This is a genomic window from Streptomyces sp. NPDC057137 (genome assembly GCF_042670825.1).
Taxonomy (GTDB): Bacteria; Actinomycetota; Actinomycetes; order Streptomycetales; family Streptomycetaceae; genus Streptomyces.
On sequence record NZ_JBHUUW010000077.1, the window covers coordinates 1 to 21316 of the forward strand.

Sequence of the window (21316 nt, forward strand, 5' to 3'; positions counted from 1 at the left end):
TCCTCGGAGTGCGGGGCCGCGGCCTTTCCGCGTGGTCGCTCCCGGCTTCGCGCGTGGGCGCTCACGGGCCCCGTCGGCGCGAGAGCCCCGCACGGTGGTCCGTGCGGGGCTCTCGTGGCGCTGTACGGCCGCTGGGGCGCCTGGGCTCAGCCCTGCCAGCTGTGCGGGGCCCGGAAGCCCGGCGTGCGCTCCAGACGGCGCCAGCCGGCCGTGGAGCGGCCGCGGTGGGCCGAGGCGGCGTCCGCGTCGGGGCGGGCCGCGGCGCGCGCCATGAGGACGGCGGTGATGGCGGCCAGTTCCTCGGGGCCCGCCTGGCCCTTCTCGACGCGGAGCAGCGAGCTGTCGGCGCGGAGCGGGGAGTTGTCGGAATCGTTCATCGGGCTCGTGTCTCCGTCTTCTCGGCAGGTGGGCGGCGTCATGGGCGGCGGCACGGGGCCGCGTCCGGCGGGGCGCGGGCTCACTGCGGGGGGTTGCCGTGCTTGCGCGACGGCAGGTCGGCGTGCTTCGTACGGAGCATCGCGAGGGCCGAGACGAGGACCTCACGGGTCTCGGCCGGGTCGATGACGTCGTCGACCAGACCGCGCTCCGCGGCGTAGTACGGGTGCATCAGCTCGGCCTTGTACTCCTTCACCATGCGCACGCGCATGGCCTCGGGGTCCTCGGCCTCGGCGATCTGCTTGCGGAAGATGACGTTGGCGGCGCCTTCCGCGCCCATCACCGCGATCTCGTTGGTCGGCCAGGCATAGGTGAGGTCGGCGCCGATGGACTGCGAATCCATGACGATGTAAGCACCCCCGTACGCCTTGCGCAGGATGAGCGAGATCCGCGGGACGGTGGCGTTGCAGTACGCGTACAGCAGCTTCGCCCCGTGGCGGATGATGCCGCCGTGCTCCTGGTCGACGCCGGGCAGGAAGCCGGGTACGTCCAGCAGGGTCACGATCGGGATGTTGAAGGCGTCGCACATCTGGACGAAGCGCGCGGCCTTCTCGGAGGCCTCGATGTCCAGGACGCCCGCGAGGGACTGCGGCTGGTTGGCGACGATGCCGACGACCTGGCCGTTCAGCCGGGACAGCGCGCAGATGATGTTGGTGGCCCAGCGCTCGTGGATCTCCAGGAAGTCGCCGTCGTCGACGAGCTCCTCGATGACCTTGCGCATGTCGTACGGGCGGTTGCCGTCGGCCGGGACGAGGTCGAGCAGCACGTCGGAGCGGCGGTCGGCCGGGTCGTCGGACTCGGTGACGGGCGGGTTCTCGCGGTTGTTCGAGGGGAGCATCGCCAGCAGGTAGCGGACCTCGGCGATGCACGTCTCCTCGTCGTCGTACGCGAAGTGCGCGACGCCCGAGGTCTCGGCGTGCACGTCCGCGCCGCCGAGTCCGTTCTGGGTGATCTCCTCGCCCGTGACCGCCTTGACGACGTCGGGGCCGGTGATGAACATCTGCGACGTCTCACGGACCATGAACACGAAGTCGGTGAGGGCGGGGCTGTACGCGGCACCGCCGGCGCACGGGCCGAGCATCACGCTGATCTGCGGGATGACACCCGACGCCTTGGTGTTGCGCTGGAAGATGCCGCCGTAACCGGCGAGCGCGGAGACGCCCTCCTGAATACGGGCGCCCGCGCCGTCGTTCAGCGAGACCAGCGGAGCACCGGCCGAGATGGCCATGTCCATGATCTTGTGGATCTTGGTGGCGTGGGCCTCGCCCAGGGCGCCGCCGAAGATACGGAAGTCGTGCGCGTACACGAAGACCGTGCGGCCTTCGACCGTCCCCCAGCCGGTGATCACCCCGTCCGTGTACGGCTTCTTGGCCTCCAGGCCGAAACCGGTGGCCCGGTGCCGGCGCAGCTGCTCAACCTCTTTGAACGAGCCCTCGTCGAGCAGCAGCGCGATGCGTTCGCGAGCCGTCAGCTTCCCCTTGGCGTGCTGCGCCTCGGTCGCGCGTTCGCTCGGCCCGCTCAGCGCCTGCCCCCGCAGCGAGTGCAGCTCGGCCACGCGCCCACGGGCGTCGACGGGCTCACTCGGCGTCTGGTCCACAACGGTCATGTACCGACCCTACGAAGAACAGCGGCAAAAGCCGCCGTCGACTCCACACAGTCTCCTGCCCGGATTCCTGGTGGGGCTGGACAGAACCGGGGTGGGCGCAGGGCGAGTCAACAGCCCGGGGCCCCTCGCGCTTGTGAGATTCCTCCAGATGTCAGTCCGATGTCGGCCGGTGGCCAACCACGCGTCACGCGTCGTCACCGTGTGGCGCGGGGTGACGGCGGGGCGACTGAGGATGCCGGACCGGGGCGCGGGCGGGGGCCCGTGGGGGCCTCTTAGGGGCCTTGGCGGGGCCCTGTGGGGGACTCATCGGGGCCCTGCCGGACCTTGCCGCGACCGGTTTCGATGGCGGCGGGTGAGCGGCCGGCGTCAGGTTGTGAAGACTCCCGAACTATTGAGAGCGCTCTCAGTCAAACTCTTGACGCGTCCCGGACACGTGACGAGAGTGGGGCGCAGACGCAGGCGCGGCCCCCCACATACCGCGCCTCACCGCGTTCCCCCCACATCTCAGGAGAACATCCGTGATATCGCGCAGAATGTTTCTGACCGGTACGGCCGCCGCGGCGACGGCGCTCACCTACCCCGTCTGGGGAAGCGCTCTCAGCCCCCGCGCCTCGGCCGCCGCCGACACCTGCGAACTCGCCCTGGTGAACAAGTCGTTGCCGGGCTCGGTCAACGCGTACGTCACCGGCCACGAGCAGGGCACCGACCGCTGGGTGCTGCTCCGCGCCGACGGCAGCGTGTACAAGCCGGAGTCGCCCGCCGAGGCCAACACCCCGCTGCCGGTCGACTGCGCCATTCCGCTGGGCGCGGCGGGCGGCGCCGCCGTGACGCTGACGCTGCCTCAGATGTTCGGCGCGCGCGTCTACTTCGTACGCGACGACACCCTGGACTTCTTCCTGAACCCGGGTCCGTCCCTGGTCGAGCCGGCCTTCGCGAGCGAGAACGACCCCAACTACGGGCGCACCTGGTCGTTCGCCGAATTCACCTTCAACCCGCAGCAGTTGTACTCGAACATCAGCTACGTCGACCTGGTGACCGCGCTGCCCATCGGGATCACGCTGGAGGGCGACGCGAAGCACGAGGTCGCCCCGCTGCCCGAAGGCGCACTCCAGAAGATCGCCGACGGTCTGACCGCGCAGGCGGCGGCCGACGGGCAGCCGTGGGACAAGCTGGTCACGCGCGGCGCCGACGGCCAGGTCCTGCGGGTGATCGCGCCGCAGAACGCGATGGCGCCGTACTTCGACCGGCCCGAGGAGATGCCCTTCAGGGACGTCTTCGACGGCTACATCGACCAGGTCTGGCAGAAGTACGCCGCCGAGGACCTCAAGATCGACCTCCAGGGCGGGCGGGGCGTGCTGGCCGGCCGGGTCAGCGGCGACACGCTCACCTTCGCCGGCGGCCACACCTTCTCCAAGCCGTCCTCGAAGGACATCTTCACCTGCAACCACGGCCCCTTCACCAACAACCCGGGCGACTCGGACGACAAGAAGGCGCTCCTCGCGCGACTGGCCGCCGGCTTCAACCGCTCGACGCTGCTCACCCACCCCGACCAGCCGAACGGGGCCACGGCGGCGGACTACTACAAGGACCCGTCCACCAACCACTGGGCGCGGGTGCTGCACGCCAACACCCCGATCGGGTACGCGTTCCCCTACGACGACGTACGGCCGGACGGCGAGCCGGACGTCTCGGGCGCGGCGCACGACGGCAACCCGGTGCGCTTCACCGTGTCGGTCGGTTCCTGAGGTCCGCGGACTCCAGGCGTGACGGTGCCCCGTCGCCTCTCCTCCCAAGGAGGGGGCGGCGGGGCACCGTCGCGCTCCGGCCGGCGTCACCCGATCGGCCCGGCGTCACCCGATCGGCGGAAGATGTTGAAATTTGAACGAGACAGGTCTACGCTTCGACTCAGTACTTGAACGCTAAACAAATAACCCCGGGAGAAACCCCATGTCTCTGTTCAACCGCAAGTCGGACACCGACGTCGCCACCGCCCCGGTCAACCCCGACCTGGCCCACCTGACCGGTGACTACACCATCGACCCGTCGCACAGCAGCATCGGCTTCACCGTGCGTCACGCCATGGTCACCAACGTGCGCGGCACGTTCAGCAAGCACGAGGGCACGCTGAGCCTGGACGGCTCGAAGCCGGAGAACTCCTCCGCCTCGATCGACGTGGAGATCGAGAGCATCGACACCGGCGCGCCCGACCGTGACGGTCACCTGCGCAGCGCGGACTTCTTCGACGCCGAGACGTTCCCCAAGATGACCTTCCGCTCGACCGGCGCGGAGCAGGCGGGCGGCGACGACTACCGCATCACCGGTGACCTCACCATCAAGGACGTCACCAAGCCGCTCACGATCGACCTGGAGTTCAACGGCAAGGCGATCGACCCGTACGGCAACGAGCGTGTCGGCTTCGAGGGCAGCGCCACGATCTCGCGCTCGGACTGGGGCCTGACCTGGAACGCCGCGCTGGAGTCCGGCGGCGTCGTCGTCAGCGACAAGGTGAAGCTGGTCTTCGACATCTCGGCGATCAAGAACCAGCCCGCCGCCGCCTGACCCGTACCGGAGCGCGGGCGGCGGAGCCGACCGGGGGCAGTCTCAGAACCCGCCCCCGTCGAAACCGCCGCCGCCTCCGAAGTCCCCTCCCCCGCCGAAGCCGCCTCCGTCGAATCCGCCGCCCGAGCCGAAGTCACCGCCCGAGCCGCCGTCGTAGCCGGTGTAGTCGCCGCCGCCGTAGTCCGCGGCGTAGGCGGGGGTGGTCATGACCGTGCCGAGCATGGTGCCCACCAGCAGGGCGGGGAGCACGCCGCCGCCGAAGTAGCCGCCGGCCCAGGGGCCGTACGCCGGACCCGCGTCGTAGTACGGGCGCGGGCCGTGCTCGGTCTGCACCATCCGCGTCATGGGGTCGTCGCCGTCCTCCAGGCGCGCCGCGTCGGCCGCGCAGACGGGGATGGCACGGACGGCGCCGCCGGGCGGCGGAGACCAGTCCACGTCCTTCGTGGAAGGACCGTGCCGGGGGTCGAAGAAACACGGAGAACGGCGCTCCGGCAGCGGCGTGCCCTCCCGTCGCGCCGCGAGTGAGGCGAGCGAGAAGCGGCCGTCCGCCAACGCCTCGGTCACCCCGCGTACATCGTCCGGGCGCTCTGCGCGGTCCATCAGGGACTTCGCCTTCTCGTACGCGTCCAGCCCCTGCTCGTAGTCCGCGCGCATCGCGTCGTCGGCGCCCTTCTCGCCCGGGTGGAAGTCGAGCCGGTCGAGTTCCTCGCCGAAGGCGGTGATGTCCTCGTCCACGACCACCCGGAGCTTATCCAGGGCCTGCCTGTCGCGCTCCTCCTTACGGAGGCGGTTGCGGCGCAGCACCGCGTACACACCGGCGCCGCCCAGCACGACGACGCCGCCGAGCGTGATCAGCCCGGTCGTCGCGGATCCGCCGTCGGTGCCGTCGCCGGAGGACGTGTCCCAGCCTGCGGGCGCCTGGCCGCGGGTCTCGGCGAGCGCCTGGTCCACGAAGTTGTTCAGCTCCGTCGATGCCCCGACGGCGCCTGTGCCCTTCGCGCCGTCGGTGATCGTACGGACGGTGTCGGGCGGCAGGTTACGGGCGTCCGCGGCGGCGTCGAACTTGTCGCCGAGGCGTACAGCGTAGACGCCGGACACCCCGGTCGCGGTCCGGAGCCTGTCCAGCAGTGTGTTGTCCGGGTTGAAATCTGCGGCCTGCGGCAGAACGGCGACGAAGACCGGCTTGTCCGCGTCCTTGATCTTCTTCGTCAGCGCGTCGGCGTCCGACCGGGAGAGCTGGTCGGAGGCGCGCGGGTCGACATAGACCGGGCCCTTCTTGAAGGCCTCGGCCACGGCATCGGGGCCGGTGGCTGCCTGCGCGCTCGGCGCCGCGACGACGGCGGCCCCGGTAAAGGCGAGCAGCAGCCCGGACAGAGTGGTGAACAGCCTCGTCCTCATATCACCGACGGTACCGGAGGGGGCCACTATCCGGAGTGGGCGAAATAGAACGGAACGATGACGTGAGGGGGCCGGACGGGGCGCCCACGGGGCGGGGCACGGCGCCCGCGGAGCCCCCGGCCGGAACGAGCGACGCACCCGGGCGGGGAGGCCCGGGTGCGTCACTCATGGGGGTTCCGAAGGCGCCACGTCAGCACCGCTACATCCGCGCCGCTACATCCACGCCGCGACGTCGGTGCCGCTGCGTCCGCGCGCCTACATCCGTGCGGCTACTTCTGCTCGACCCGCACCCAGTCGATCTCCGCCTTCACGCCGCCCTGCGCGACCTTGTCGACGCTCGACTGGGGCAGACCCCAGTACGGCGTGGTGACCTGGTTGTGCCCGGCCGGGTAGGCGCCGCCCAGCGCCAGGTTGAGGATCACGTACTGGTTGTGGTCGAAGACCCACTCGCCACGGGTCGACTCCAGCTTCTGCCGCGACGTCGTCTGCACCACCTGGTCGTCGACGGTGAAGATCATGCCCTCGGGCGTCCACTCGACGGCGTAGGTGTGCCATTGGTCGACCCGGCCCCCGTTCGGGAAGGTCTGCGACTTGCCGATGTTGCCGGCGGCCGAGTACCCGGGGCCGTGCAGCGCGGTGCTCGTCCAGTCCGCGTAGCCGACGTTCTCCATGATGTCCGTCTCGCCCGAGCCCGGCCACGACACCGACGGGTCGTCGACGTCGCTGCCCAGCAGCCAGAAAGCCGGCCAGAAGCCGTCGCCGACGGGGAGCTTCATACGGGCGCTGACCTTGCCGTACGTGAAGTCGAACTTGGTGTTGGTGTCGACGCGGCCGGAGGTGAAGTCGTACGTGCCGCCGCCCGGCACCGTGGTGCAGCCCTTGCAGTACTTCGACTCCAGGACGAGCGCCCCGTTCTGGGTCTTGATGTTGTCCGGCGAGTCCACGTACGCCTGCGACTCGCCGTTGACGGAGCCCATCTCCTGGCCGGTGCGGACCACGCGCCACTTGTTGCGGTCGAGGCCGGAGCCGGTGAAGTCGTCGAAGAAGGTCTGCCGGTAGGCGCCGCCAGGGTTCTGCGGCAGTGCGGGGTACGCCGCCGCCGCGCTGCCGCCGGTGCCCCAGACCTGGAACTCGTACAGCGAGTAGCCGAACTGCGCCGTCGACGGTGCCGGGTTGTAGAAGGAGCGGCGCTCCTTGCCCAGCATCCGCACGTAGCGGCCGGTCGCCGGGGTCGGCAGGTTGATCGTGTCGTGTCTGCCGACGGCGTCGGCCGGGGACTTGATGTTCGCCCGGCGCTCCGCGATCTGCGCGGCCGAAGGCTGGTGGACGGTGCGCCAGTTGCGGTTGTCGTCGGAGACCTGGAGGTCGAAGTTGACCGCGTAGGCGGCCTCCCAGTAGAGGTCCACGGACTGGATCGTGGACTGCGCGCCGAGGTCCACACCCACCCAGCGGTTCTGGTTCCAGTCGCTCGACCAGCGGGACTGGTCGGCCTTGAGGTCGGCCGGCCAGCCGCCGTCGGTGACGAAGGCCGGTGAGTTGCCCGCGTGCTGGTAGAGCTCGCCGTACGCGGGGTGGTTCAGCGCCAGGTTGCTGCGCGTGGTGGAGGCGGGAGCGGGTTCGCCGCCGAAGACCTGGAAGGAGAAGAGGGAGTAGCCCCAGGCGGTGGCGCGCTCGACGCCGCGCATCCGGACGTAGCGCCCGGTGGCCTCCTGCGGGTACGTGTGCGCGGTGACGGTGCCGCCGGTGCCCTCGTTCTCGGTGTAGAAGTCCGTCCAGTCGGTGCCGTTCCTGGAGATCTCCAGGACGTAACTCTTGCCGTAGGCGGCTTCCCATTCGAGCTTGACCTGGCTGACGCGGATGACGCTGCCGAGGTCGACCTGGATCCAGGCGTTGTCGGCGAAGTTGCTCGCCCACCGGGTGGTGGGGTTGTTGTCGAAGGCGGCGGTGGCGGGGGTGCCCGCGTTCTCGGCGCCGGAGGTGGTGACGGCCGCCGGTCTGGCCGCGACGGCTTCCGCCGCGCGGTCGGTGTTCCAGGCCGCGGCGGCCTGGACGGCGGGCGGGCTCGGCGGCGCGCCGAAGGCGAGCGGCGCCGACAGCGCGAGCAGGGCGAGGGTGGTGGTCGCGAGTAAGGACGTACGTGGGGGCATCGTTGACTCCGTTGGCGATACGGGTGAGTGGAGCGATGTCCGTACGGGGGTGTTACCGCGATCGATGTGTGCGGGCGGACGGCCCCGCCCCCGCCCTCGGCGTGCTGTGTGCCGGGGCGGGAGCGGAAGCCGGGGTCCGGTGGGGACCTATCGCGCCTCGCGGGTGAGTCCGATCGTGTCGCGGTACCACTTGGCGCTGTCCTTGAGGGTCCTGACCTGGGTGTCGTAGTCGACGCGGACAATGCCGAAGCGCTTGTCGTAGCCGTACGCCCACTCGAAGTTGTCCATCAGCGACCAGGCGAAATAGCCGCGTACGTCGGCGCCCTGTGCGCGCGCCTCGGCGACGGCCGCGAGGTGGTCCGCGAGATACGCGGTCCGGTCCGCGTCCGGGACGGAGCCGTCGGCGGCGACGGTGTCGTCGAAGGCCGCTCCGTTCTCGGTGATGACGGTGGGGATGGCGTAGTCCTCCTGAAGGCCCAGGAGGAGGTCGGTGAGTTCGGTCGGCGTGATCTCCCAGTCCATGGCGGTACGGGGCAGGTCACGGGGCACGCCGCGGGTGACGGGGAGCCCGTCGTCGTCCACCGCGGAGCCGCTCTCGGTGACGCCGGAGAAGAGGGCTCCCCGGTAGAAGTTGACGCCGAGGACGTCCAGCGGATTGGCGATGATCTCCAGGTCGCCGTCCTGGACGGGCAGTTCGGCGCCGCGCAGTGCCAGGTCGGCGACGACGTCCTCGGGGTAGCGGCCGTGGACGAGCGGGTCGAGGTAGAGGCGCCGGCCCTGGCCGTCGGCGCGGCGGCAGGCCTCGCGGTCCGCGTCGCTGTCGGTCTCGGGCGTGGCCGTACCGAGGTTGAGGGTGATGCCGAGTTCGAGCGGGTTGTCGCCCGCGGCGTCGCGGATACGCCGCGAGGCGAGTCCGTGGCCGAGCAGGAGGTGGTGCACGGCGCGGATCGAGTCGCCGAAGTCCTTACGGCCGGGGGCGTGGACGCCCGTGTCGTAACCGAGGACCGCCGAGCACCAGGGCTCGTTGAGTGTGGTCCAGTGCTCGACGCTGTCGCCGAGCGCGTCGTAGGCGATGGCGGCGTAGTCGGCGAAGCGGTACGCCGTGTCGCGGGCCGGCCAGCCGCCCGCGTCCTCCAACTCCTGCGGCAGGTCCCAGTGGTAGAGCGTGATCCACGGGGTGATGTTCCTGCCGTGCAGCTCGTCGACGAGGCGCTTGTAGAAGTCCAGGCCCTTCGCGTTGCCCGGACCGCGCCCGCCGGGCTGGATGCGCGGCCAGGCGAGCGAGAAGCGGTACGTGTCGACGCCGAGGCCCGCGATCAGCTCCACGTCCTGCGGCATCCGGTGGTAGTGGTCGCACGCCACGTCGCCGTGCTCACCGCCCTCCACCGCACCCGGGACCCGGCAGAAGGTGTCCCAGATCGAGGGGGTCCTGCCGTCCTCGGCAGCCGCTCCCTCGATCTGGTAGGCGGAGGTGGCGACGCCCCAACGGAAATCGGCAGGCAGGCCCTTGAGCGCCGTGGCGGGGCGGGTGAGGTCCTGGACGGGGGTGGCGTTCATGGGTCTCCTGGTTCATGGGTGAGCGCACGGCGCGGGCGGGGCGCGGGCGCGGACAGGGCCTGGTCGGGGCCTGGTCGGGGCGTGGATCAGCCGGAGCGGGCCGCCGAGGTGTCCCCGGCCGGGTCCGGGGCCGCGGCCTCGGGCGCGGCCGGCCCCGTCCCGGACTCCGCTGCCGGCTCCGCGCCCGACGCGAACGCCGGGGCGGGGGGCGAGGCGGGGGGCGAGTGGTGCAGCCAGCAGGCCACGGTGCGTTCGGGCGCGCCGTCCGGCGCGGCCAGCACCGGTACGTGCTCGGCGCACGGGTCGAACGCCTTGCCGCAGCGCGGATGGAAGGCGCAGCCCGTCGGCATCGCCGTCAGGTGCGGCGGCGAGCCGGGGATGCCGGTCAGCTCCCTGCGGGGCCCGTGCAGCGCGGGGAAGGAGTGGAGCAGCCCGTCGCTGTAGGGGTGGCGCGGGTCGCGGTAGATCTCGGCGGCGCCCGCCTCCTCGACGATCCGGCCGCCGTACATGATCGCGATCCGGTCCGAGAACTCGATCAGCAGCGAGATGTCGTGGGTGATGAAGACGACCGAGAAGCCCAGCTCCTCGCGGAGCGCGACGAGCTTGCGCAGGATCTGACGCTGCATCACTACATCGAGCGCGGTGGTCGGTTCGTCCATGATGACGATCTCGGGCTCCAGCGCGAGCGCCATCGCGATCATCACACGCTGGCGCATGCCGCCGGAGAGCTGGTGCGGGAACGCGCCGAGCCGGTCGCGGGAGATCCCGACCAGTGTCAGCAGTTCCTCGGCGCGTGCGGTGCGCTCGGCCGACTTCATCTCCGGACGGTGCGCCCTGAGCACGTCGGTGAGCTGACTGTGCACCGTGTGCACGGGGTTGAGGGAGTTCATCGCGCCCTGGAAGACGATCGACAGCTCCTGCCAGCGGAAGGCGCGCAGTTCCTGCGGCGTGAGCGTCAGCAGGTCCACCGGGGCCGCGCCGTCCTGCGGCGGCTGGTAGTGGACGTCGCCGCCGGTGATCACCCCGGGCGGCGAGAGCAGCCGGGTGACGGCGTAGGCGAGCGTGGACTTGCCCGAGCCCGACTCGCCGGCGAGGCCGAGGACCTCGCCGCGGTGCAGGGTCAGGTCGATGTCGCGCAGCGCGTGGACCGCGCCGGGGCCGGTGCCGTAATCGACATTGAGGCCGCTGATGGTGAGGACGGGGCGACCGGTCGTCATGCGCGGGGCTCCTTGTCGGGCGTGCGGTCGGGCGTCCCTGCGGGGGTCTGTTCGGGGGTCCGTTCCGGCGGGGCGCCCTTGGCGGGGCCGCTGCCGTTCGTACCGCTCTTGACGAGGGCGCCCGCGACCGCGGACGCCGTCCCGTTCGTACCCGCCCCGTTCTTACCCGCCCCGTTGGTACGGTCCGTGCGCGCCACCGGCGTGAAGCCGACCCGCATCCGGATCTTCCGCGAGGAGCCGGTCTCGGTGCGCAGCCGCGGGTTCACGAACTCGTCGATGCCGAAGTTGATCAGCGCGAGCGCGGTGCCGAGGAGCGCGATGCAGAGCCCGGCGGGGACGAACCACCACCACGCGCCCTGCGCGAGCGCCTGGTTGGACTGCGCCCAGAACAGGACGGTGCCCCAGTTCCAGTTGGAGATGTCGGCGACGCCGATGAAGGCGAGGGTGATCTCCAGCAGGACGGCGAAGATGACGGTGCCGACGAAGCCGGAAGCGATCACGGCGGTGAGGTTCGGCATGATCTCGAAGCCGATGATCCGCCAGGTCGGTTCGCCGGTGGCTCTCGCGGCCTCGACGTAGTCGCGTTTGCGCAGCGAGAGGGTCTGGGCGCGCAGCACCCGCGCCCCCCACGCCCAGGACGTGAAGGCGATCACGCCGGCGATCAGCAGGTCGCCCGCGTCGGAGACGAAGCTGGCGATGATGATGATCAGCGGCAGCGCCGGGATGACGAGGAAGATGTTGGAGAGCGCCGAGAGGATCTCGTCCATGACGCCGCCGAGGAACCCGGAGGTGACGCCGATCAGCACGGACAGCACCGTCGCGAGGAAACCGGCGATGAAGCCCACCAGGAGCACGCCCCGGGTGCCGACGAGGATCTGCGACAGCACGTCCTGACCGGTCTGCGTGGTGCCGAACCAGTGGTCGCCGGACGGCGGCTGGAGCAGGTTGTCGCTCATCATGTCGGGGTCGTACGGGGCGATCCACGGCCCGATGATCGCGAGCAGGGTGAAGAACCCCAGGATCGAGATCCCGGTGAGGGTCTTGCCGCCGCGCAGGAAGCGCAGCCTGGCTCGCTTGGAGGGGGTGGGCGCCGGAGCCGCGTCGAGTACGGCGACCTCTGTTGCGGGAATGGACATGGCTCAGGCCTCCTTCCGGGTGCGCGGGTCGAGGAAGAGATAGACCATGTCCGCGAGCAGATTCGCCGCGAGCACGGACAGCGTGATGATCAGGAAGACGCCCTGCATCAGCGGATAGTCCTTGGCGCCGACGGCCTGGAAGAGTTGGTAGCCGATGCCCGGATAGGAGAAGACCATCTCCACGAGCAGCGTGCCGCCGACGATGAAGCCCAGTGAGAGCGCGAAGCCGGAGATGTTGGGGAGGATCGCATTGCGCGCGGCGTACGAGAACATCACGCGGCGCTCGGAGAGCCCCTTGGCCTGGGCGACCATGACGTAGTCCTCGGACGAGACGGTCACCATCATGTTGCGCATGCCGAGGATCCAGCCGGCGATGGCGCTGAGGACGATCGTGACGCCGGGCAGGAAGCCGTGGTAGAGCGCGCTGGAGATGAACGGCACGTCGAACGCGGGCACCAGCGAGCTGTCGTAGCCGCCGGCGGCCGGGAAGATCGGCCACTTCACGGCGAACAGCGCGATGGCGATGAGCCCGAGCCAGAAGTACGGGATCGAGGAGATGAACGTCGTGACCGGCAGCAGGCTGTCCATCCAGGAACCGCGCCGCCAGCCGCTGTAGACCCCGATGCCGGTGCCGAGCAGGAAGCTGATCAGGGTGGTGAGGCCGACCAGTACCAGAGTCCAGGGCAGCGACTGCGAGATGACCTCGCTGACGGGCGTCGGGAAGAAGGTGAAGGAGAGCCCGAGGTCGCCCTGGAAGAGCTGGCCCCAGTAGTCGGTGTACTGCTGCCAGAGCGAGCGTTCCTTGTCGAGGCCGAACAGGGCCTTGAGGGAGGCGATCGCGCTGGTGTCGAGCTGGCCCTGGAACCTGGCGATCAGGGCCTGGACCGGATCGCCGGGCATCAGCCGCGGGATCAGGAAGTTGATGGTGATCGCTGCCCACGCCGTGACGGCGTAGAAGAGGATCCGCTGGAGGACGAACTTCACTTCGCCGCCACCTCCGTCGTGCTCGTGGTGGACCCGGTGCCGGTGGCGGTGCCGTCGCTGCCCGTGCCGGTGCCGGTGCCGTCGCTGCTCGCGGGGGCGCCGGGGACGGCCGTGGTGACGGGGCGGTCCTCGTACAGCCAGCACGCCGCCCACTGGCCGTCGTCGAGCTCGAAGCGCGGCGGCAGTTCCGTGCGGCAGCGCTCCATCGCCTTGGGGCAACGAGGGTGGAAGCGGCAGCCCCCCGGCGGGGAGATGAGTGAAGGGGGCTCGCCGCTTCCGGTCTCCTCCTGGGCCTCCTCGTCCGCGATCCGGTCGGGGTCGGGGGCCGAGGCGATGAGCAACTGGGTATAAGGGTGCGCGGGTTGCTGGGTGACGGTCTCGCTGTCGCCGCCCTCCACGATCCGGCCGGCGTACATCACCAGGGTCGTGTCCGCGAAGTACCGCGCGGACGCGATGTCGTGCGTGATGTAGAGGATCGCGAGGTGCAGGCGCTCCTTGAGGTCACGCAGCAGGTTCAGTACGCCGAGCCGGATGGAGACGTCCAGCATCGAGACGGGCTCGTCGGCCAGGAGCACCTTGGGGTCGGCGCCCAGCGCCCGCGCGATGGCGACGCGCTGGCGCTGGCCGCCGGACAGCTCGTGCGGGAATTTGTCCAAGTACTGAAGAGGTGGCAGCAGTTGGACCCGTTCCAGCAGTTCGCACGCCTCCGCCTCGGTGGCCTGCTTGCCGTGGATCTTCAGCGAGCGGGTGAGGTGGTAGCGCACCGTGTGCACGGGATTGAGCGAGGCGAACGGGTCCTGGAAGATCAGCTGGACCTGTTTCACGTACGCCCGGAAGGACCGGCCGCGACCAGCCTTGACCGGGGTGCCGCCGAGCCGTATCTCGCCGTCGGTCAACGGATACAGCTGTGACAGCAGCCGGGCCACCGTCGACTTGCCCGACCCCGACTCACCGACCAGCGCCGTGACGCTGCCGCGCCGCAGGCGCAGCGAGACGTCGTCCACGGCGTGGACGGTACGGCGCCGACGGGCGACGATGTCGCCGACGGTCCGTCTGACGGGGAAGTGCTTGGTGACGCCGCGCGCTTCGAGCACGATGTCGCTGTCGTGAGTGGCGCCGCTCTCGGCGGGGTCACGGTCATGGTTGGTCATCGGCCGGCCTCGTCACTTCGCGGGCTTGAGGTGCAGAACGACATCCAGCGCGTTGGGCTGGGTCGGCTGCGGCGGGCCGTACGGGTCGGCCTCCGTCGGCCAGCCCACCCAGTTCTTCGTGGAGTACTCCGCACCGATGGGCGCCGCCGCCGTCGGGATCATCGGGACCTCGTCGACCATGATCTTCTGGATGGTGTTCAGCGCCGTGGTGCGCGCCGAGTCCTCCGTCGCGTTCGCGTACTCCTTCAGCGCCTTGGTCGCCTCGGGGCTGTCGAACCGGCCGAAGTTGCCGAGCGGCGCGTTCTTGCCGATGGGCTGGAGCAGCGCGCCGTCCATGATGTTCTGGTACATGTCGTACGGCGTGGCACCGGAGTTGGTCCAGTGCAGCGTGGCGTCGAAATTGCCGTTGCCGACGTCGGAGGTCCACGCCTCGGCGGTCTGCGTCTTGACCTTCGCCTCGATGCCCAGGGGCTTGATGTTGTCCTTGATGATGGACAGACCGGTGATGTAGTCGTTCCAGCCGGCGGGGTCGGTGAAGGTCAGCTTCACGGCCTTGCCGTCGGGGTCCTTCAGGACACCGCCGTCGAGCGTGTAACCCGCCTCGTCCAGCAGCTTCTTCGCGCCGGCGACGTCGGGCTTGATCGTGGCGCCCTTGTACTCGGGGGCGAGGAAGGACTCACCGGCGGGCAGCGGGATGCCGGTCGGGTTGGTGATCTCCGGGTAGAGCGTGGCCTGCGCCTGGATGTGGATCGCCTTGCGGTCGACCACCATGGCCATGGCCTTGCGGAGCGCCGGGTCGCTGAGCGCGCCCTTGGTGGTGTTGAACCACAGTCCGTGGATGCCGAGTCCGGAGGGGAACCAGAGCTTGTTGTTCTTGGGGTCCTTGGCGACGTACAGCTGCTTGTAGTTCGGCATGAACACGAACGACCACTCGGCCTTGCCGTTGGCGAGTGCGGTGGTCTGCGCGCTGTTGTCGTTGTACGAGGTGAAGCGGAGCTCCTTCACCTGCGTCTTGCCCTTCCAGTAGGAGGACGTCGTGTCGAGCGTGGTGGTCTGCGGCGTGAACGTCTTGAGCTTGTACGGCCCCGAGCCGAGCGGCTTGCGGTTGGGCCAGGTCGCCGGGTCCTTGACCGTCTCCCAGATGTGCTTGGGGACGATGAACGTCGTGGCGATCTTGTTCTGGTTGACGAACTGCGAGTCCTTGAAGGTGAGGACGACCTTGCCGCCCTCCACGGTTATGCCGTCGTAGGGCACGCCGTTGCCGTTGAGCGCCGGGAACTTCTTGATCAGCCCGAAGGTGAACGCCACGTCCTCGGCGGTCAGCTTCTTGCCGTCCGACCACTTCGCCCGGTCGTCGATGGTGAAGGTGACCTTGGTGAAGTTCGCCTCCCACTTCCAGTCGCTCGCCAGCCAGGGCTTGCCCTTCTCGCTGGGGCGCACCTGGTTCGTCATCACCAGGGGCTCGTAGATCATGTAGCGGTAGCCGAGCGACGCACCGGCGGACGTGCCGAGGAACGGGTTGCTGTTGTTGGTCTGCGGGCCGTTCGGCATACCGATGGTGAGGACGCCGGAGGCGCCGCCTGATGACCGGTTGGCATCCGAGTTGGCCGAGGAACATCCGGCGGCGAGCGCGGCCACGACGGTGGCGGCGGCAAGCGCCCGGAGCTTGCGGTGTGCGGACATGGCGACTCCAGAAAGGGAATGCAGCTCTGTGGGACGGCGGGCCCGTGGAACTGGGGCCTGAGGACCGGGTGTGGTGCGATACCAGGTGCTGTGTGCGGGTGCGGGCGTGCTGGTGTGCGCGTGCTGGTGGACCGGTTCTACAGCTGTGCGGCCTTGCGGCTGTGCCGTTCTGACGGCGTATCAGGTGATTCAGGTGATTCAGGTGATAAAGCGGTTCAGATGGTTCGGGTGCTGTCGGGTGGTACTCACGGAAACCCGTGTCACGCGGATACGGAGTCGGCGGGAACAACGGCGGACGGGCTCGCGACCGGCGCGGAGTTCGCCACCGCCAGCGGTGCCGACTGCCGTACGACCAATTCCGTCGGAAGAACGACCGTTTCCTGCGCGGTCGTCCCTCCCAGGTGCCCGAGCAGCATCCGCGCCGCCGTCTCCCCCATCCGCCGGGTGGGCTGGCGGACGGTCGTCAGGGGCGGTTCGGTGTGCTGGGCCATCGGGATGTCGTCGAACCCGACCACGGCGATGTCGTCCGGCACCGACCGCCCCGCCGCGCGCAACGCCCGCAGCGCCCCCGCGGCGCTGATGTCGTTGTGCGCGAAGACGGAGTCGAACGGGGTCCCGGCGGCGAGGAGTTGCTCGACGGCCAGGCGTCCGGACAGCTCCGTGAAGTCCCCCACCGCGACCAGGTCGGTCGGGAGGATCTCGCGGAAACCGCCGAGCCGGTCGCGTACGCAGCCGAACTGCTCCGGCCCCGTGATGACCAGCGGTCTGCTGCGTCCGTCGGCCAGCAGGTGGCGGGCGGCGGACGCACCTCCTTCGTGATTGGTGGTCACGACGGAGGGGAATTCGTCGGGGCGGCTGCCGCGATCGTCGATCAGCACGACCGGCAGACCCTTGTGACTGAGGGCGATGATCTTGTCGAGCGTGTTCTCGGGTTCGACGACGAGCAGTCCGTCGAAGGCCCGTGCGGAGACCTGGGTGGTGAAGCGCTCGACCGAGTCCGCCCCGCGGTTGAAGGTGAAGAGCAGCAGGCCGTAGCCGGCGGCCTCCACCGTGTCGACGACGCCCTGCAGGACCTCGCCCATCCACGGCCAGGTCAGCGAGGGCACCAGCATCCCGACCGTACGGCTGTTGCCGCGGGCCAGTCCGACGGCGCCCGAGCTGGGCACGTATCCAAGAGATGCGATGACGGCGCGGACCCTGGCGGCCGTTCCACCGTCGACCTCACCCTTGGTGTTGATGACCCGGGACACGGTCGTCTTGCTGACACCGGCCGCGCGGGCGACATCGGCAATGGTGACGCGCATCGGAGGGCCTCCGAATCGTGGGCTGGAACCGGTTCCGGTACCGGTACCGGAACCGGTTCCAATTTGAGCGGTGAGTTAACCGGTCCAGACCAAAGTCGTCAAGACTTCACACCGAAATTACTCGGGAGGTGACTCCTGAGGACCCAGAGGGCGTTATGCGTTCAGGTTCTGAATGTTCAAGCCCTTGACTGGAGTTCACAACAGAGTTCACGCTCGCCTGACGATCCATGGAAGACCCCCCACCCCTCTGTCAAGAAGGGCAGCGCCCCATGATCAGACCGAGTGGCACCCGCAGACGGCTGACGAGGATGCTCCTCGTCGGCGTACTCACGACGGCCGGCCTCACCGGCGTCTCCGCAGGTACGGCGCAGGCCGCCGGCGAGCAGGTGAACATCTGGCTGACGACCACCAGCGACAGCGGCGGCCGCACCGTGACCCGCGGCCTCCAGCCGCAGACGCCGATCAACTTCCAGCCGGGCAACGGCGGCAGCGGCACGAACGTCACCGTCAACGAGAACACCAAGTACCAGACCTTCACCGGCGGCGGCGCCTCGTTCACGGACACGGCCGCCTGGCTGATGAAGGGCAGCGGTGCGCTCTCCCAGGCGACCCGCGACGACACGATGCGCAAGCTGTTCTCACCGACCGACGGCATCGGGCTCTCGTTCATCCGCAACCCGCTGGGCGGCTCGGACCTCGCGCGGTTCGGCTACACCTTCGACGACATGCCGGCCGGCCAGACCGACCCGGACCTGTCGGAATTCTCGATCGCACATGATCTCCAGGACGTGCTGCCGCTGACGAAGCAGGCGAAGCAGCTCAATCCGGCGCTCACGACGATGGCGTCGCCCTGGACCGCCCCTGCGTGGATGAAGGACAACGGCCAGCTGAACGGCGGCTGGCTGAAGGCGGAGAACTACGGCGTCTACGCCGACTACTTCGTCAAGTACCTTCAGGCGTACCGCGATCAGGGCATCCCGATCGACTACGTCTCGGCGCAGAACGAGCCGACCTGCTGCTCGTCGTACCCGTCCATGAGCTGGAACGCCTCGGGGCTCGCGTACTTCACGAAGGCCGAGCTGCTGCCCGGACTCCAGGCGGCCGGCCTGCCCACCAAGGTCATGGCGCACGACTGGAACTGGGACACGTACGACGCGTACGCGGCGGAGACCGTGAACGACGCGGCGATCCGCAGCCACCCCAACTTCGGCGGCATCGCCTGGCACGGCTACGGCGGCGACGTCAACAAGCAGACCCAGGTGCACAACCAGTACCCGCAGCTGGACGCCTTCCAGACCGAGCACTCGGGCGGCACCTGGATCGGCAATCAGCAGACCGAGGACATGTCCAACATCATCAACTACACCCGTAACTGGGCGAAGTCGGTGACCAAGTGGTCCCTGGCCGTGGACCAGAACCGCGGTCCGCACAACGGCGGCTGCGGCACCTGCGACGGGCTGATCACCGTCAACAACGGCGGTTCCCAGGCCGGTCAGGTGAAGTACAACATCGAGTACTACACGATGGGGCACCTCACCAAGTTCGTGACGCCGGGCGCGCACCGTATCGAGTCATCCGCCAGCACCACCGTGCCCAACGTGGCCTGGCAGAACCCGAACGGCTCCAAGGCGCTGATCGCGTACAACGAGGCGTCGCAGGCGCGCGAGATCCGGGTCAACTGGGGCGGCCAGAACTTCAGTTACTCGCTGCCCGGCAAGACGTCGGCCACCTTCACCTGGTCCGGCGGCCAGTCCGGCGACAGCGGCGGCACCGCGGGGACCCTGAACGGTCTCGGCGGCAAGTGCCTCGACGTGGCCGGCGGAAGCAGCGCCAACGGTACGGCGGTCCAGCTCTGGGACTGCAACAGCTCGGCGGCGCAGCGCTGGACGATCGGCGGCGACGGAACGGTGCGCACGCTCGGCAAGTGCCTGGACGTCGCGGCCGCGTCGACCGCGAACGGAGCGAAGGTGCAGCTGTACGACTGCAACGGTTCCGGGGCGCAACAGTGGAGATACGAGTCCGGCAGCGGTGATCTGGTGAACGCTCCGGCCGACAAGTGCCTCGACATCACGGGGAATTCGACGGCGAACGGGGCGAAGGCGCAGCTGTGGAGCTGCACCGGGGCGGCCAACCAGAAGTGGCGGCTCCAGGCGTAGATCCGTGGGCCGGTCCGTGGGCTGGTCCGTGGGCCGGTCCGTGGGCTGTCTCTTCCGCGTACGGGGTGTCGGTGGCCGGTCCGGTCACCGACACCCCGTACGTACGCGCCTGTCCTTGCTCGGCTCTACTCGGCCGGCTCGACCCCGGCCCTCAGCAGTCCGTAGGTGTACGCGTCCTCCAGGGCCTGCCACGAAGCGGCGATCACGTTCTCGCCGACGCCCACCGTCGACCACTCCGCCACCCCGTCCCCCGTGGTGATCAGCACGCGCGTCGTGGACTCCGTGCCGTGCTTGCCCTCCAGGATGCGGACCTTGTAGTCCACCAGCTCCAACTTCGCCAGCTGCGGGTAGATGCGCTCCAGGCCGACCCGCATGGCCCGGTCCAGCGCGTTGACGGGGCCGTTGCCCTCCGCGGTGGCGACGATGCGCTCGCCCTTGGCCCACAGCTTCACGGTCGCCTCGTTGGCGTGCGAGCCGTCCGGGCGGTCCTCGACGATCGCGCGCCACGACTCCGTACGGAAGTAGCTCCGCGCCCTGCCCTCGGCCTCCTCGCGCAGCAGCAGCTCGAAGGAGGCGTCGGCCGCCTCGTACGTGTAGCCCTTGAGTTCGCGCTCCTTGACCCGGCCGACGACGCGGCCGACCAGATCGCGGTCGTCGCCGAGGTCGATGCCCAGTTCCTTGCCCTTGAGCTCGATCGAGGCGCGCCCCGCCATGTCGGAGACGAGCATCCGCATGGTGTTGCCGACCTGCTGGGGGTCGATGTGCTGGTAGAGGTCGGGGTCGACCTTGATCGCGGAGGCGTGCAGCCCGGCCTTGTGCGCGAAGGCGGAGACGCCGACGTACGGCTGGTGGGTGGAGGGCGTCAGATTGACCACCTCGGCGATGGCGTGCGAGATGCGGGTCATCTCGGCCAGCGCGCCCGGGGGCAGGACCCGCTTGCCGTACTTCAGCTCCAGTGCGGCGACGACGGGGAAGAGGTTCGCGTTGCCGACGCGCTCGCCGTAGCCGTTCGCGGTGCACTGCACGTGCGTGGCGCCCGCGTCGACGGCGGCGAGGGTGTTGGCGACGGCGCAGCCGGTGTCGTCCTGGGCGTGGATGCCGAGCCGGGCGCCGGTGTCGGCGAGCACGGTGGCGACCACGGCCTGGATCTGGGCGGGCAGCATGCCGCCGTTGGTGTCGCAGAGGATGACGACGTCAGCGCCGGCCTCGGCGGCGGCCCGGACGACGGCCTTGGCGTACTCGGGGTTGGCGCGGTAGCCGTCGAAGAAGTGCTCGCAGTCGACGAAGACGCGCCTGCCCTGTTCGCACAGGTGGGAGACGGTGTCGGCGACCATCGCCAGGTTCTCTTCGAGCGTCGTACGGAGCGCGAGTTCGACGTGCCGGTCGTGCGACTTGGCGACGAGCGTGATCACCGGGGCGCCGGATTCGAGTAGCGCCCTGACCTGCGGGTCGTCGGCGGCGCGGGCGCCGGGACGGCGCGTGGCACCGAAGGCGACGAGTTTGGCGTGCTTGAAGTCGATCTCGCTCCGGGCGCGGGCGAAGAACTCGGTGTCCCGCGGGTTGGCGCCCGGCCAGCCGCCCTCGACGAACCCCACCCCGAAGTCGTCCAGGTGCCGCGCGATGGTCAGCTTGTCGGCGACCGTCAGATTGATGCCTTCACGCTGGGCTCCGTCGCGCAGCGTGGTGTCGAAGACATGGAAACTGTCGTCGGCGTCGGTGACCGTTGAATCTGTGGTCATGACTCTGTGACTCCTGTCGAGTGATGGAGGGTCTGGCTCCACTGCCCCGTCTTCGCGTGCGTCCCGTTTCGGCCGGGGTGGGGCCGGAAAACGAAAAAACCCCTCGCGGGTGCGAGAGGTCTGCGCGCGGGTCTGGGGGCGAGATGGCCGCTCCGTACGTGGTGGTACGTGGCGGTCACTGCGGACCGGCGCGCCTGCTGCCCATAATCATGGCGAACGAGAACACGGAAGCAGTCTGGCACGT

At 69.5% G+C, this 21316-nt stretch carries 15 protein-coding genes; 3 read left to right on the forward strand and 12 right to left on the reverse strand.

The window, feature by feature from the left end; translation table 11 throughout:
* Window positions 1–146: 146 nt before the first annotated feature.
* Together ACFT9I_RS35170 and ACFT9I_RS35175 are read right to left on the reverse strand one after the other, a co-directional pair.
* Entirely contained in the window at window positions 147–377 is a 231-nt protein-coding gene (locus ACFT9I_RS35170) for an acyl-CoA carboxylase subunit epsilon (protein WP_382571273.1), read from the reverse strand.
* An 80-nt stretch (window positions 378–457) separates the two neighbouring features.
* The gene (locus tag ACFT9I_RS35175) at window positions 458–2041 is read right to left on the reverse strand and encodes an acyl-CoA carboxylase subunit beta (protein ID WP_382571275.1); all 1584 of its coding nucleotides are present in this window, start codon (window positions 2039–2041) and stop codon (window positions 458–460) included.
* Between the two features lie 533 nt (window positions 2042–2574).
* Between ACFT9I_RS35175 and ACFT9I_RS35180 the strand changes: the two genes are divergently transcribed.
* Window positions 2575–3786 (forward strand): glycoside hydrolase family 64 protein, encoded by a 1212-nt coding sequence (locus ACFT9I_RS35180; RefSeq protein WP_382571325.1) that lies wholly within the window; start codon window positions 2575–2577, stop codon window positions 3784–3786.
* Window positions 3787–3988: 202 nt separating this feature from the next.
* Window positions 3989–4600, forward strand: a complete 612-nt coding sequence (locus tag ACFT9I_RS35185; RefSeq protein WP_382571277.1) for a YceI family protein — start codon at window positions 3989–3991, stop codon at window positions 4598–4600.
* A 42-nt stretch (window positions 4601–4642) separates the two neighbouring features.
* Here the strand turns inward: ACFT9I_RS35185 and ACFT9I_RS35190 are convergent, their stop codons facing one another.
* The 9 genes from ACFT9I_RS35190 to ACFT9I_RS35230 all read right to left on the reverse strand — a co-directional run bounded on the left by ACFT9I_RS35190 (window position 4643) and on the right by ACFT9I_RS35230 (window position 17177).
* Window positions 4643–5998, reverse strand: coding sequence for a hypothetical protein (locus ACFT9I_RS35190; protein WP_382571279.1), 1356 nt, complete (start codon window positions 5996–5998; stop codon window positions 4643–4645).
* 269 nt (window positions 5999–6267) lie between these two features.
* The gene (locus tag ACFT9I_RS35195; protein WP_382571281.1) at window positions 6268–8145 is read right to left on the reverse strand and encodes a discoidin domain-containing protein; all 1878 of its coding nucleotides are present in this window, start codon (window positions 8143–8145) and stop codon (window positions 6268–6270) included.
* A gap of 147 nt (window positions 8146–8292) precedes the next feature.
* Window positions 8293–9702, reverse strand: coding sequence for a GH1 family beta-glucosidase (locus tag ACFT9I_RS35200; RefSeq protein WP_382571283.1), 1410 nt, complete (start codon window positions 9700–9702; stop codon window positions 8293–8295).
* Between the two features lie 86 nt (window positions 9703–9788).
* The gene (locus ACFT9I_RS35205) at window positions 9789–10919 is read right to left on the reverse strand and encodes an ABC transporter ATP-binding protein (RefSeq protein WP_382571285.1); all 1131 of its coding nucleotides are present in this window, start codon (window positions 10917–10919) and stop codon (window positions 9789–9791) included.
* A complete protein-coding gene (locus tag ACFT9I_RS35210) occupies window positions 10916–12055 on the reverse strand; it encodes an ABC transporter permease (RefSeq protein WP_382571287.1) in 1140 nt (379 codons plus the stop codon). Before ACFT9I_RS35210 ends, ACFT9I_RS35205 begins: the two co-directional genes overlap by 4 nt.
* Before the next feature lie 3 nt (window positions 12056–12058).
* Entirely contained in the window at window positions 12059–13039 is a 981-nt protein-coding gene (locus tag ACFT9I_RS35215) for an ABC transporter permease (protein ID WP_382571289.1), read from the reverse strand.
* Entirely contained in the window at window positions 13036–14190 is a 1155-nt protein-coding gene (locus tag ACFT9I_RS35220; RefSeq protein WP_382571290.1) for an ABC transporter ATP-binding protein, read from the reverse strand. The genes ACFT9I_RS35215 and ACFT9I_RS35220 overlap by 4 nt, the downstream gene beginning before the upstream one ends.
* Window positions 14191–14202: 12 nt before the next feature.
* The gene (locus ACFT9I_RS35225) at window positions 14203–15873 is read right to left on the reverse strand and encodes an ABC transporter substrate-binding protein (RefSeq protein ID WP_382571292.1); all 1671 of its coding nucleotides are present in this window, start codon (window positions 15871–15873) and stop codon (window positions 14203–14205) included.
* Window positions 15874–16133: 260 nt separating this feature from the next.
* The gene (locus ACFT9I_RS35230) at window positions 16134–17177 is read right to left on the reverse strand and encodes a LacI family DNA-binding transcriptional regulator (RefSeq protein WP_382571294.1); all 1044 of its coding nucleotides are present in this window, start codon (window positions 17175–17177) and stop codon (window positions 16134–16136) included.
* A gap of 269 nt (window positions 17178–17446) precedes the next feature.
* On the opposite strand from ACFT9I_RS35230, the gene ACFT9I_RS35235 reads away from it, so the two are divergent.
* Window positions 17447–19333 (forward strand): ricin-type beta-trefoil lectin domain protein, encoded by a 1887-nt coding sequence (locus ACFT9I_RS35235; protein WP_382571296.1) that lies wholly within the window; start codon window positions 17447–17449, stop codon window positions 19331–19333.
* A 125-nt stretch (window positions 19334–19458) separates the two neighbouring features.
* Here the strand turns inward: ACFT9I_RS35235 and cimA are convergent, their stop codons facing one another.
* Entirely contained in the window at window positions 19459–21072 is a 1614-nt protein-coding gene (cimA, locus tag ACFT9I_RS35240; RefSeq protein ID WP_382571298.1) for a citramalate synthase, read from the reverse strand.
* Between the last annotated feature and the right edge of the window lie 244 nt (window positions 21073–21316).

Excerpts from the sequence above, each read along its gene's own strand:
- ACFT9I_RS35170 (WP_382571273.1), bottom strand. The coding sequence starts at position 377 with ATGAACGATTCCGACAACTCCCCGCTCCGCGCCGACAGCTCGCTGCTC.
- ACFT9I_RS35175 (WP_382571275.1), bottom strand. The coding sequence starts at position 2,041 with ATGACCGTTGTGGACCAGACGCCGAGTGAGCCCGTCGACGCCCGTGGG.
- ACFT9I_RS35180 (WP_382571325.1), top strand. The coding sequence starts at position 2,575 with ATGTTTCTGACCGGTACGGCCGCCGCGGCGACGGCGCTCACCTACCCC.
- ACFT9I_RS35185 (WP_382571277.1), top strand. The coding sequence starts at position 3,989 with ATGTCTCTGTTCAACCGCAAGTCGGACACCGACGTCGCCACCGCCCCG.
- ACFT9I_RS35190 (WP_382571279.1), bottom strand. The coding sequence starts at position 5,998 with ATGAGGACGAGGCTGTTCACCACTCTGTCCGGGCTGCTGCTCGCCTTT.
- ACFT9I_RS35195 (WP_382571281.1), bottom strand. The coding sequence starts at position 8,145 with ATGCCCCCACGTACGTCCTTACTCGCGACCACCACCCTCGCCCTGCTC.
- ACFT9I_RS35200 (WP_382571283.1), bottom strand. The coding sequence starts at position 9,702 with ATGAACGCCACCCCCGTCCAGGACCTCACCCGCCCCGCCACGGCGCTC.
- ACFT9I_RS35205 (WP_382571285.1), bottom strand. The coding sequence starts at position 10,919 with ATGACGACCGGTCGCCCCGTCCTCACCATCAGCGGCCTCAATGTCGAT.
- ACFT9I_RS35210 (WP_382571287.1), bottom strand. The coding sequence starts at position 12,055 with ATGTCCATTCCCGCAACAGAGGTCGCCGTACTCGACGCGGCTCCGGCG.
- ACFT9I_RS35220 (WP_382571290.1), bottom strand. The coding sequence starts at position 14,190 with ATGACCAACCATGACCGTGACCCCGCCGAGAGCGGCGCCACTCACGAC.
- ACFT9I_RS35225 (WP_382571292.1), bottom strand. The coding sequence starts at position 15,873 with ATGTCCGCACACCGCAAGCTCCGGGCGCTTGCCGCCGCCACCGTCGTG.
- ACFT9I_RS35230 (WP_382571294.1), bottom strand. The coding sequence starts at position 17,177 with ATGCGCGTCACCATTGCCGATGTCGCCCGCGCGGCCGGTGTCAGCAAG.
- ACFT9I_RS35235 (WP_382571296.1), top strand. The coding sequence starts at position 17,447 with ATGATCAGACCGAGTGGCACCCGCAGACGGCTGACGAGGATGCTCCTC.
- cimA (WP_382571298.1), bottom strand. The coding sequence starts at position 21,072 with ATGACCACAGATTCAACGGTCACCGACGCCGACGACAGTTTCCATGTC.